The organism is Flammeovirga agarivorans (genome assembly GCF_012641475.1).
Taxonomy (GTDB): Bacteria; Bacteroidota; Bacteroidia; order Cytophagales; family Flammeovirgaceae; genus Flammeovirga; species Flammeovirga agarivorans.
Map to the genome: position 1 here is coordinate 885,870 of NZ_JABAIL010000002.1, position 12,781 is coordinate 898,650.

A 12,781-nucleotide genomic window follows, 5' to 3' on the forward strand; every position below is an offset into this window, starting at 1 on the left:
CCTCTCATTTTTTTATCTAAAATTAGAAAGGCCACAAAAGATATGTCAGGAAGGAAATCTTTAAGAAGTCGAATTTTTACGGAAGAAGAACAACAGTTTCAGAAAGAACGCTTTGACAAAGTGATTCAGTCTATTGTGAAACTGATTGAAACGTATGCGAAATTATTTACTATTCAGTTAAAAACTGGTCTTTCGGGTATGCTGGCAATTTTAGCGATGGCCGTCATCTTATTGACCTTTTTAACACTTGCTTTTAGTTTCTTCGCATTAGCATTTGCTTTATTTGTAAATTATATATTCTCTTGGCCTTCATTTGCAGGTTTTAGTATTGTTGGTGTATTCTGTATAGCTCTATTTGGTGTTGTCATTAAAAACGCCAAGAAACTTAGAAATCAATTCCTTATATGGATTGATCAAGCAGTAGACAGTATTAACGAAGAGAACGATTAGTCAATTTCCCAAAGATATGAGTGATATATTAAATAAGTCCAACGAAATCAGAGATCGCCTCAATGAGGAGAAAGCTCAATTAAAAAAGGACACAAAAAAATATAGAGACGACTTAGTAGATGTTGCCTCTGAGACTGTTTCGGGCATGCGTACTGATGTGAAGAAAGTACTTACATATGGTGCAGCATTGGTTATTACCTACAATCTTTCGAATTGGGCTTTTAAAGTTGGTAATAAACGTAGCCAGAAGAAATACCTTAAAAAATTAGCAAAAGCCAATGCCCAAAATGCTGCCGGAGGAGACGTAAAGATCAAAAACAGCAAAGTTCCATCATTTGGTAAAATGCTTCGAGATGAAGCAATGGTATTCCTAATGGGCGTCGCTAAAGAAGAACTAATAAATTATTTACAAACCAGAAAGGAAAGAAGGGGTAAAAAATGAAACTGACTATCAGTTAATTAAGTTTCTTTAAGTATGCATACATAATATAATCGGGGTGTTTCTCGGTTGAATATTTGGACTTATAGATTCTTATTCATTTCTTTGCAACTCAATTGGTCAACTAAAAGTTATTAAGATGTCCGAAATTGCAGAAAAAGTAAAACAAATTATCGTTGATAAGCTAGGCGTTGAAGAATCAGATGTAACTCCTGAAGCTAGCTTCACAAACGACTTAGGTGCAGACTCACTTGACACTGTTGAGTTAATCATGGAATTCGAAAAGGAATTCAACACTTCTATTCCTGATGACAAAGCAGAAAGCATCACAACTGTAGGTCACGCGATCGCATACCTTGAGGAGAACGTAAACTAGTTTACACTCCCTTTAAAATAAGCGAATCAAACGCTAGCGAACCTGATAGAGCAAGCGCCTCGAAAAAAGGATGCTAAATCTGTCAGGTTTGTTTATTTTTGGGCTATTCCAAAAGATAAATTTCCATGAAACCGAGAAGAGTTGTTATTACTGGTATTGGTGCAATCACACCACTAGGTAATAGTGTCGAAGAATACTGGAACAATCTAGAGAAAGGTGTTAGCGGTGCTGCCCCTATCACTAAATTCGACGCTTCAAAATTCAAAACACAATTTGCTTGCGAAGTAAAAGACTTCGTAGCAACTGATTATATTAACAGAAAGGAGGTTCGTAAAATGGACCTTGTAAGCCAATACGGTGTTGCCACTGCTAAACAAGCTATAGAAGATTCTAAAATCGATCTTGAAGCAGTAGACAGAGAGCGTTTTGGTGTAATTTGGGGTTCAGGTATCGGTGGACTTAAGTCTTTACAAGACGAAGTTTCTACTTTCGCTACTGGCGACGGTACTCCTAGATTCAATCCTTTCTTCATTCCTAAAATGATCCCAGATTTAATTCCTGGCCATATTTCTATGACATGGGGATTAAAAGGACCTAACTTCACTACCGTTTCTGCTTGTGCTTCGGCAACAAACGCAATGGTAGACGCATTCAATTACATCCGTTTTGGTATTTCTGACTTGTTTGTAACAGGTGGATCTGAAGCCGCTGTATGTGAGGCTGGTATTGGTGGTTTTAATGCTTTAAGAGCATTATCTACTCGTAACGACTCTCCTGAAACAGCTTCAAGACCATTTGATGCTACAAGAGATGGTTTTGTTCTTGGAGAAGGTGCAGGTGCATTTATCTTCGAAGAATTAGAGCATGCGAAAGCAAGAGGTGCTAAAATCTACGCTGAAGTAATTGGTGGTGGTATGACTGCTGATGCTTACCATATGACTGCTCCTCACCCAGAAGGTGAAGGTTCAAGCAGAGTAATGGCTGAAGCACTTAAAGATGCAGGAATTACTCCAGAAGATGTAGATTACATCAACGTTCACGGAACATCTACTCCACTTGGTGATATTGGCGAGATCAATGCTATCAAGAAAGTATTTGGTGAAGCAGCTTATGATGTAAATATTTCTTCAACAAAATCAATGACTGGTCACCTTTTAGGTGCTGCCGGTGCAGTTGAAGCATTAGCTTGTCTAATGTCGGTTGAAAGAGGTGTTATTCCTCCAACAATCAACTTTGAAACTCCTGACGAGAACCTTGATCCTAAATTAAACTGTACGTTCAATGAGGCACAAAAGCGTGATGTAAATATCGCTTTGTCTAATACGTTCGGATTTGGTGGTCACAACTTCTCAATGGTATTCAAAAAGTACGCTGAGTAAATTAGACTTTACATAGATCAACCCGTTAGAATCAACTTCTAACGGGTTTTTTTTACCTTTAAATTTGTACAAAAATCTTAATAATTGTATTTCAACTATTTTTGAATGAAAGATTTATTCGAAAAAACACTGAAAGTTTAGATATTTTTTACATTTTTGAAGTATCAATTTTATTCCTCGAGATGTATCGAGACAAAGAACACATCTGTTTATGATTTTAGGAAAAATCTTTAAACGATGGGTCTCTTCGTATAATGAAAAGGAAAAAGAATTGGATCATGTGGTTCGACAAATCACAGGTAAAAAACCTTACAACATCAAGCTGTATCATCTCGCAATGCAACATACTTCTGTTGCTTTTGAGAACAATTCAGTAAAAGGGTTTAAGGAATCCAATGAACGATTGGAATACCTTGGTGATGCAGTACTAGGGGCTGTCGTTGCCGAATACCTCTTTAAAAGATACCCTTATAAAGATGAAGGGTTTCTAACTGAAATTCGCTCCAGAATTGTAAACAGAGAATCTTTAAACCGATTAGCTGTTAAGATTGGGTTAAGTCAAATGGTAGCATTTGAAGGAAGAAAAAATTCCGCTCTTAGCCATAAATCAATTTATGGAGATGCGATGGAAGCTTTTATTGGTGCTATCTATTTAGATAGAGGTTTTCATTTTACAAGGCGCTTCATTATTCATAAACTTCTAATGAGACATTATGATATTGAAGAGTTGATTGTCACTACTACCAATTTTAAAAGCCTCATTATCGAATGGGCTCAGAAAAACAGTAAAGCAGTTGATTTCACTGTTTCTAAGCAAGGAGGAAAAGACGGAAAGCAGTTCAAAGTGAACTTAACAATTGACGGAGAAGTGCAAGCAGAAGGAGCCGGTTATAGTAAGAAAAAAGCCGAGCAAGACGCTGCCCGTAAAACTTGCGAATCGCTAACCCTAATTTAGTGGCACTCTAAATGAGTAAGAAGGCCCTTTTAGATCAAAAAAATCTAAGAGGGCTTTTTATTTTGTCATTATTTTTGCTTTAATCATCCCATTCCAGCTTTCAATATTTATATTGGAAACGAAGAATACTATCTAGAAAGAAAGCAACATAATACTACTATATCTACTTAAAATGGCATTAAACAGAGAGTTTCATCACATGAGATTTGACACTTGTAGTTCATTTTTTGTACATTTATTGAGCTTCTTTCGAGAAAAAATTCAGTTTTTATTCAAAGATCAATATGAAAATCAACAAACTCTATATTACTCTTACCTTAGGATTTTTCACCCTGTTTTTTCAATCATGCCAATTTGGAAAACAATATACTTACACTACCCGTCAAGATAGAATACAAGATGTAGAACAAAAGCAGTTACAGGAAATTGGATATCAATCTAATGCTAACACAAATACTGCATCTGTAACTACAGAAGACAATGTTCCTACGATGACAACTACCGATGATATTGTAAAAACATTATCTGCAAAAGGTAAAGCTGAGGTAGCATTAAAAACAGCTCATTCTTACAAAGGTGTTAGGTATCAAATTGGAGGTACAACTAAAAAAGGCATGGATTGCAGTGGACTTATGTTAGTTTCATGGCAAGCAGCCAATGTAGAGTTACCAAGAACATCTCAACAACAAGCAAAAACAGGAAAGTATGTTCCTTTTGCCAGCTTAAAGCCTGGAGACCTTGTCTTTTTCTCAGGTCCAGGTACAAATAGCATCAAACATGTTGGAATGATTTCTAAAGTGGTCAATGGAAAAAACTACTTTATCCATGCTAGTAGCCATGGTGTAAGAGAAGATGAAATCTCAGAAGTATATTGGAAAAAATATTACAAATTAGGGCGTAGAGTAGATTAATCACCCCTCTCTTTTTTAAAACAAAACAACAACATATCATTTATTTTTTATGCAAAAGACAACCATATTAAAAGCAATCATTGGGTTATTTTTTAGTCTTGTAATTTTCTCATGTGGAGATAACCAAAAAACAAACGAAACTTCATCAAACTCTGGGTCTTCAATGGCTCAAACAGAAAAAGCTGCTTTAGCTGTTTCTACTGCCAAAGATTATATCGGTACTCCATACAAAAGTGCAGGTGTTGATAAAGAAGGAGTAGATGCAAGTGCATTAACAATGTTATCTTGGAAAGCTGCAGGTGTTAAATTGGCTAGAATTGCGCAAGAACAATCTCGTCAGGGGCAGCAAGTGGTAATGGATCAAGTTTCTTCTGGAGACCTTGTATTTTTTGCTCAAAATAAAGGCGGAAAACAAGTAAGTCTTTGTGGTATCGTTACAAAAAAGACAGCTCAAGGATTTAACTTTATCTACACTTCTTCAAAAGATGGTGTAAAAGAAACTGCTTTTTCTCCTTACTGGAAAGACAGGTTAGTCGTTATCAAAAGAGTAGGATAATCTATTTCTTTTCGATTGGTGAAAAGTAATTACGAATCAAAATTTAGGTTCTAATTCTTACACCATTATGCTAAATAATAAGACATTTTAACCGTCGAGAGTTTATTTTGTTTAATTTTAAAGCTATTATTGTGTAGTAAGGATAACAAACTATGGCAGAAAATAAGCATAATTACGACGAGAGTAGCATTAAATCGCTAGACCCTCGAGAACATATACGACTTCGCCCTGGTATGTATATCGGTAAATTAGGAGACGGATCTGCTCCTGATGATGGTATTTATGTACTAGTAAAAGAAGTTGTCGATAACAGTATCGACGAACACATGATGGGATTCGGTAAACAGATCGATGTAAGTGTGGAGGATGGTTCTGTTTTGGTTAAGGATTACGGTCGTGGTATTCCATTAGGAAAAGTGGTAGACTGTGTATCTAAAATCAATACAGGTGCAAAATATGACTCTAATGCTTTCCAAAAATCTGTAGGTCTTAATGGTGTTGGTACAAAAGCTGTTAACGCATTATCTAACTTTTTTAGAGTTCAATCTGTAAGAGAAGGAGAAAAGAAAGTAGCAGAATTTGAGGCAGGTAAATTAATTAATGATTTCCCTGTAGCTTCTTCTAATGAAAAAAATGGAACAACGATCTACTTTAAACCGGATGCTTCCATTTTTAAAAACTATCGATTCCTTCCTGATTATTTAGATGATTTATTTTGGAACTATGCCTACTTAAATGCAGGACTTACTCTAAAACTAAATCAAAAGTCATTCTTTTCTAAAAATGGTCTAAAAGACCTTCTAGAAAGAAAAACAAATGCTGAGCAAATCAGATACCCTATCATTCACTTTAAGAGTAATGATATCGAATTTGCATTTACTCATGCCAACCAATATGGAGAAAACTATCACTCTTTCGTTAATGGTCAAAACACAACGCAAGGTGGTACTCACTTATCTGCTTTTAGAGAGGCGATCGTAAAAACAGTAAGAGATTTCTTCGGGAAAAACTTTGATGCAACGGATGTTAGAGCATCTATTATTGCAGCTGTTTCTGTAAGAGTTCAAGAACCTGTTTTCGAATCACAAACGAAAACTAAACTTGGTTCTACTCATATTGCTCCTGATGGTCCTACTCTTCGTACTTTTGTCAACGAATATGTACACAAAGAACTGGACGACTTCTTACATAAAAATACAGAAGTAGCTCAGGCTATCTTGAAACGTATTCAGCAATCTGAACGCGAGCGTAAAGAAATCGCTGGTGTAAAGAAAATTGCAAATGAAAGAGCAAAGAAAGCCAATCTTCATAATAAAAAACTAAGAGATTGTCGACTTCACTTCAACGACAAAAAAGGTGAAGAAGAAAATAAAAGAAATACCACTCTATTTATTACCGAGGGTGATTCTGCATCTGGTAGTATCACAAAATCGAGAAATGTTCAGAGTCAGGCTGTCTTCAGTCTTAGAGGTAAGCCTTTAAACTCTTTTGGTCTAACGAAGAAAGTGGTGTATGAAAACGAAGAGTTCAACTTACTTCAACATGCACTGAATATTGAAGATGGAATCGACGGCCTTCGTTACAATAGAATTGTCATCGCTACCGATGCCGATGTAGATGGTATGCACATCCGTCTGCTTATTCTAACTTTCTTCTTACAATTCTTCCCTGACTTGGTAGAAAAAGGACATGTTTATATTCTTGAAACACCTTTATTCAGAGTAAGAAACAAGAAGAAAACAATCTATTGTTATTCTGAAGAGGAAAAGAACAAAGCAATTAATGCATTAGGAAATAAGCCTGAGATTACTCGATTTAAGGGTCTAGGTGAGATCTCTCCTGATGAATTTGCTGGCTTTATTGGCGAAGATATCCGTTTGGATCCTGTTATTCTAAGCCAAGACAGTAATATCAAAGAGCTTCTGACTTACTATATGGGTAAAAACACTATGGATCGTCAGAAATTTATCATCAACAATTTAAGAGTTGAAAAAGATGAAATAGAAGAAGCGGAAGCTTAATTTTCATTTTTATGATATAAAGAAAAAGAGGTAGTCATTTCAATGAAATGAACTACCTCTTTTTTTAGGACTAAGAAGAGTAAGATGAAACATCCTGTCTTCCCTCTATAACTAACGTGTAACTATTTAAAATCTTTAGAGAGTTAAGCTCGCTTAACTTTTTATTACTAATACTACTTTTTTTCATGACACTATACTACCTATTTATACAAGGTTTGGTCTAAATAAAACAAATATTTAATATTCAGATATTTACAAATATTCATCACTCTAAACACTGTTTTACCACTGTATCATTACCAATCACTTTGTCCGAAAATGTACATTTTTCATAAGCATTTATTTATGAATTTCTACTTGTAATTTTGAGGCCACACTCTCGACTTCAATATTTATTTCATAATTTTATACTTATGAAAAAGATAGAATTTGTATTACCATCTAACTATAATCAACAACGATTTTTAGCAGATGCTCGATGGATAAATGAAGGAAAACTCCCAACTGTTATTCTTGTACATGGTTTTAAAGGCTTCAAAGATTGGGGTGCTTTTAATTTAATAGCCGATACTTTTGCTCAACAAGGATACTGCTGCATTAAATTAAACTTCCATAGCGATGGAACAACACTCGATATGCCTTACGAAGTAGTCGACCATACTGCTTTTGGTAACAATAATTTCAGTAAAGAATTAGACGACCTCGGTGTACTTATCGATTGGCTTCATCATGAAAGCTGTCCTTTATCGTGTGTTGATACAAATGCTTTATATCTCTTAGGGCACAGTAGAGGTGGCGGAGTTTCTCTATTGAAAACTGCCGAGGATCAACGTATCAAAAAAGTAGCTACTTTAGCCTCTATCCCGAGAGTTGATTCTTTTTCTGAAGAAGTAATGCAACAATGGAAATCAGAAGGTGTTATTCATGTTGTTAATGGAAGAACACAAGAAGAACTTCCTCTTTTTTACCAAGCAGTAGAAGACTTTAATGCTAATAAAGGTCGCTTATCGATCGGCGAAAATATCAGTAAAGTTGCAACACCTATCTTATTAATACATGGAGATCAGGATGAAACCGTTCCTGTACAAAGTCTAGATATGCTAAAAGCTTTTCAACCCAATGCCGAAACTGTAGTGATAGAAGGAGCTTCTCATACCTTTGGATCCAAACATCCATGGACGGAAGAAAACCTACCTGAACATTTACAAGTAGCTATCAATAAAGTATTAGAGCATTTCGGAAAATAGATTTATGGAAGACGCATACTTAACGATCAAAGGTACCAGCGAAGGCCTTTACAAAGAAAAAGGTAGTAAGTTTATTGCTCTAGCACATCATGTTACTACAGAGGAAGAAGCTAAAGCTATTGTCAAAGGCTACCGTAAAGAATATTATGATGCTAGACATTGGTGCTACGCTTACATTCTAGGTGCTGATAAAGCAAAGTATAGGGCCAATGATGATGGAGAACCTAGTGGATCTGCAGGTCTTCCTATTTTAGGTCAACTACGCTCTAGCAATGTCACTGATACCTTAGTTGTTGTCATTCGTTATTTTGGAGGGACTAAACTAGGAGTTCCTGGTCTAATTCATGCCTACAAAACGTCGGCTGCCGAAGCTCTAGAACTTGCAGATATCGAGGAGAAGTTCGTACAACGCAAGATTAAAATTACATTTGCCTACCCCGAGATGAATGATGTAATGAAAGTTGCCAAGCAATACGAATTAGACTTTGGACAACAATCTTTTGATGAACTTTGTCATATTGAATTTTTAGTTAGGGAAAGTTTATTCCCTCAGGTGAAAGAAAAACTAGAAGACGTTAACGAACTTATCTTTTCAGAATTGTAAACTATATGAAACCATTAAACTACTATAAAACGGTATCTTTAAGCTTAAAGAATTATTCAAAAGCATTTCAGTTTATCAAAGAACATCAACTGACAAAGTATTATATCTACATCAGTTTTTTTGCTCTTCTTTTAAGTTTTCTGATTATCAGTGGTGGTTTATACCTGAGTCATCAAACTATACAAGCAGTTGAACAGTTTAGTATGGTCATTTCTTTTAAAGAATGGGTAGCTTCCTCTTTTCCTTCTATTGCCGACTCTTTAGTTTATTGGTCGTTATTTTTCTTGATTGAAGTTCCTATACTCATTTCTGGGTTTCTTGTCTTCCCTGTAATTCTCAATACCATTACTTTTCCTATTCTAGATAGTTTGACAGAGAAAGTGAATACCATTTTGTTTGAACCCGATGCGACCTCAAGCATGAATCTCAAGCGAATGATGAACATGTTTTTTGAAATCACAATTCCTAATGCTTTCAAGAGTATTATCTATTCTTTGATTCTCCTTCCTTTTTCTTTTATCCCTGTCATTGGTCCGTTAGTAGTTGTCATATCTATATCGATCAACGCCTATTATTTGGGTTTTGACGTTTTAGATAACTATTTTGAGAATTGGAACATCAAAGTAGATCAAAGTAAGCGATTTATACGTTCTCATAAGAAAGTATCGATCTGTACAGGTCTTGGGGGAAGCTTAATTGCTATGATACCTATCATTGGAGGAGTTTTATCTCCTGCATTAAGCATCGTTGCTGGTGGGTTAATATTAAAAGAATTAGAAGTTTATGAGACTTTCAAAAACGACATATAATTGCCTATTATCCGTTCTATTTATACTATCATCATGTGGTGCTTTTGAAGAAGATGACACTCCTGGTACTGGTGAATTAGTGGAACAGATTGTGTCTTCGATAGAATTAGAATACAATCTTGCAGATCCTGACGGAGATGCATTACGAGCTATTTTCTATACTTATGATAGTAATAAGCTACTATCTGTTGGGCAGAACTTCATCAACGATTCTTCTTCTTTTATGCTCTTCTCTTATGATGACAATGACTTATTAGATTATATAGAGGTAAGTAATGTTCAAGGAACTATCCTGCACAATTACTCTTTTACCAAAGTCACAGACAAAAGATCGTTGGTTTTAAAAGATGGCAAACCCTATATGAATGTTGCCTACCATAGTAACTCAGATCTTCTTTATAGTGTTCAGAATTTGGGCACTAACACTACTACCTTTTATACTTATGAAGACGGTAATTTAGCCCAGAAAACAATTTTTCTAGAAATTATTGATGATTTGGATAATGCTCCAGATTTAAGAAGTGTCTACTCCTATAGTAATTACGGTACTTCTATCTTTGCTACATTTTTACCTTTATCATCTATTCTTATACTTAATGAAATTGAGGATTATCGTCTGACAAACGAACTATCTACATCAACACATTCTGTAAATGATATCAATAGATATTTCACGAGAAATGACAGTACAAAAATAGAATTCCGATCAATCCTAAATGAATACACTTACCCTAAAACCATCTCAATGATTTATTCGATTCAGGATAGTGCATTCCATCAGATCATTCATTCTATATCATATGTGGGAGATAGCTCTCCTTTCTAAGTTTTTAGCTGGGGATACCTTTTTGTGACTTCTCTCAAAATAAGTCTTGATAAGTATACGGCAAGAATACCTACTATCCATCCACCTAAAATATCTCCAACAAAATGTACACCTACGGCAATTCTGCTGTAAGAATACAACGCTGTCCAGATAAATAATAAAGCAGCTCCCTTTACTTTATTCTTCCATTCCAGAAAGAAAAACAAGGCTATTGCCATAGAAGTAGAGGCATGTGAAGAGACAAATCCTAATGGCCCACCTCTATAACCATGTAATGTGTGGACCAAATCTGCTATTGCACTATCATGCGAAGGTCTTGGTCTATTGACTAATGGCTTGAAGATTTGTGAAGCTATCACATCTGCTAAACCAATAGCTATTCCTACACCTATTAATGTCATTAGAGTATTTTTCCAGCCAAATTTCCAATAAGAAAAACCTATAAGAAATACATACAAAGGCCAAGAATTAACTGGTGTTGTTAACCACCAAAAAAAAGCGTCTGATGCTTCATTATGATGTCCATTTAGAAAAAGGAATAGTTCTCTTTCCCATTCAAAAGGCTGCATATCTAATATCTATTTGAGTTTATGTTTCTTTTCATGAGGATTCGGGAAGTCGTAATTTCCTTTATATCCTCTCAATCTATAGAGATATGCATAACGCATCAATACTCCACTTCTTGTTACTTCTACTCGATCTACTTCTTCAATTTTTTCAAAATAGTTACCAAACTGTTTGTGAACGTCTCTCTCCCAATTCGTCACATTGATAAAGTAAACATCTTCTCCCTTTTCCAATCCACCTCTATCTTCATTGATCCAGGCATATTTATGAATCTGATCCCAATTGCCCATCATGATCATTTTATGATGATTAGGGTAGGCAATATAAAAATCTATATGTGTACCTGGGAACCATTCGAAACCTACGAATTTGGCATCCTTAGGCATGTTTCCGGCTTCTACATCTTTATCAATAATTGGAATAATTTTCTTATTTATCTGCCTCCAACCGTACATATCTTGTGTGAAGTCATACTCACCAAATACTTCCGGCTTATTGATATCATTTTTACCTAATTGAATCGGACTATAATTTATCAACCAATATGCAATGGCTAATAAAACAGTTAAGAAGGTAGTTGAACCGACAATTCGTCTTGGTTTCCAAAGTCTCCAAGCATTTTTCGCTTTTGAATCAATCAATTTCACTCTCCAATAAACTGCAGCAATGATGATTAATGGTAAATATCCAGGGCCTGTCCAATGGGGAAGTGTTCTTCTGAAAATCGCGAAAGATGTAAATACTAAAATCAATGGCAAGCCATTATATAACAATACTTGCAATTGTTTCTTCTCCATCACCTTCTTCCCTTTGAAAATACCCACCAATGCAGCGATAATCAAGTACCAGTTCCAAGGATTATTGTATGCGATTTGTCCACCTACTTCAGTAAAAAAGTAGTCTAATCTTACTTCCAAAGCCGGCGTTACTCTTTCTGTATGGAATGTAAAACTGATAAAATCATTACCATAGTTCCACAACAACACAGGAGTCATGCATAAAACGGCTACTAACCCCGCAGCCCACAAGCTCCAATCTTTCAACCATCTTCTATCTGCAATGATTGCATATAAAGCAACACCTATTCCGATAAAGGCTCCATGATATTTCGACAAACCTGCCAAACCGATCATCAAACCACCTAAAACCAAGTTTAATCTTGTCTTACTATCGATTTTCTCTTTAGGTAAAGATTCCATCAGAAAATACAAGCTCAACATCCAAAACAAGGTCTGTGGAGTATCAGGGATAATAAATATCCCTGCCAAAATCGATGCGTAAATAGATGATGTATATAAAAAAGCAGCATATATACCTGCAATATTATCTTTTAACCTGGATGCGATTTTAAATGCTAAAAATGTATTTATCCCTGCAAACACAACCCCTCCTAATCGCATAAAAAATTCGTAGGGCAATGCTAAATTGAATGTAAAAAGTTGAATCACCCAACCTACCATTGGAGGATGATCAAAATGGCTCAATTCAGGATATAAAGCGTATGTCCAATAATACACCTCATCATTACTAAATTCCATAGTCCCTCCAATAAATCCTCGGACTATAGAACTAATAACAATCAAACGAAGAACAATGCTAGTAGCTCTACTTTCTGTAATACTTTTTGTTTCCATGCTGCAA

14 protein-coding genes are annotated in these 12,781 nt (G+C 35.4%); 12 read left to right on the forward strand and 2 right to left on the reverse strand.

All coding sequences use genetic code 11. The features are described from left to right. Positions 1 to 42 precede the first annotated feature (42 nt). From HGP29_RS08310 to HGP29_RS08365, 12 genes are all read left to right on the forward strand, one after another. Complete coding sequence (locus tag HGP29_RS08310) at positions 43 to 450, forward strand: phage holin family protein (RefSeq protein ID WP_168881904.1); 408 nt, start codon at positions 43 to 45, stop codon at positions 448 to 450. A 16-nt stretch (positions 451 to 466) separates the two neighbouring features. Further along, positions 467 to 892: a hypothetical protein gene (locus tag HGP29_RS08315; RefSeq protein WP_168881905.1), complete on the forward strand. Its 426-nt coding sequence runs from the start codon at positions 467 to 469 to the stop codon at positions 890 to 892. Positions 893 to 1,028: 136 nt separating this feature from the next. Beyond that, positions 1,029 to 1,265 carry an acyl carrier protein gene (locus tag HGP29_RS08320; RefSeq protein ID WP_168881906.1) on the forward strand — a complete coding sequence of 79 codons (237 nt, stop codon included), beginning with the start codon at positions 1,029 to 1,031 and terminating at the stop codon, positions 1,263 to 1,265. Between the two features lie 125 nt (positions 1,266 to 1,390). Continuing rightward, on the forward strand, positions 1,391 to 2,644 hold the full coding sequence (gene fabF, locus HGP29_RS08325; RefSeq protein WP_168881907.1) for a beta-ketoacyl-ACP synthase II: 1,254 nt from the start codon (positions 1,391 to 1,393) through the stop codon (positions 2,642 to 2,644). A gap of 211 nt (positions 2,645 to 2,855) precedes the next feature. Continuing rightward, positions 2,856 to 3,599, forward strand: a complete 744-nt coding sequence (rnc, locus tag HGP29_RS08330; RefSeq protein WP_168881908.1) for a ribonuclease III — start codon at positions 2,856 to 2,858, stop codon at positions 3,597 to 3,599. Between the two features lie 284 nt (positions 3,600 to 3,883). Continuing rightward, entirely contained in the window at positions 3,884 to 4,510 is a 627-nt protein-coding gene (locus HGP29_RS08335; RefSeq protein ID WP_168881909.1) for a C40 family peptidase, read from the forward strand. Between the two features lie 49 nt (positions 4,511 to 4,559). Beyond that, positions 4,560 to 5,066, forward strand: a complete 507-nt coding sequence (locus HGP29_RS08340; protein WP_168881910.1) for a C40 family peptidase — start codon at positions 4,560 to 4,562, stop codon at positions 5,064 to 5,066. Positions 5,067 to 5,218: 152 nt separating this feature from the next. Next, positions 5,219 to 7,087 carry a DNA topoisomerase IV subunit B gene (locus HGP29_RS08345; protein ID WP_168881911.1) on the forward strand — a complete coding sequence of 623 codons (1,869 nt, stop codon included), beginning with the start codon at positions 5,219 to 5,221 and terminating at the stop codon, positions 7,085 to 7,087. A gap of 413 nt (positions 7,088 to 7,500) precedes the next feature. Then, positions 7,501 to 8,334, forward strand: a complete 834-nt coding sequence (locus HGP29_RS08350; RefSeq protein WP_168881912.1) for an alpha/beta hydrolase family protein — start codon at positions 7,501 to 7,503, stop codon at positions 8,332 to 8,334. Positions 8,335 to 8,338: 4 nt separating this feature from the next. Continuing rightward, complete coding sequence (locus HGP29_RS08355; protein WP_168881913.1) at positions 8,339 to 8,938, forward strand: IMPACT family protein; 600 nt, start codon at positions 8,339 to 8,341, stop codon at positions 8,936 to 8,938. Between the two features lie 5 nt (positions 8,939 to 8,943). Continuing rightward, positions 8,944 to 9,747, forward strand: coding sequence for an EI24 domain-containing protein (locus HGP29_RS08360; RefSeq protein WP_168881914.1), 804 nt, complete (start codon positions 8,944 to 8,946; stop codon positions 9,745 to 9,747). Next, positions 9,722 to 10,573, forward strand: coding sequence for a hypothetical protein (locus tag HGP29_RS08365; RefSeq protein ID WP_168881915.1), 852 nt, complete (start codon positions 9,722 to 9,724; stop codon positions 10,571 to 10,573). Before HGP29_RS08360 ends, HGP29_RS08365 begins: the two co-directional genes overlap by 26 nt. Here the strand turns inward: HGP29_RS08365 and HGP29_RS08370 are convergent. Next, entirely contained in the window at positions 10,570 to 11,142 is a 573-nt protein-coding gene (locus tag HGP29_RS08370; protein WP_168881916.1) for a phosphatase PAP2 family protein, read from the reverse strand. The two genes, HGP29_RS08365 and HGP29_RS08370, sit on opposite strands and share 4 nt — an antisense overlap. Before the next feature lie 9 nt (positions 11,143 to 11,151). Further along, complete coding sequence (locus HGP29_RS08375; RefSeq protein ID WP_168881917.1) at positions 11,152 to 12,774, reverse strand: ArnT family glycosyltransferase; 1,623 nt, start codon at positions 12,772 to 12,774, stop codon at positions 11,152 to 11,154. Positions 12,775 to 12,781 lie beyond the last annotated feature (7 nt).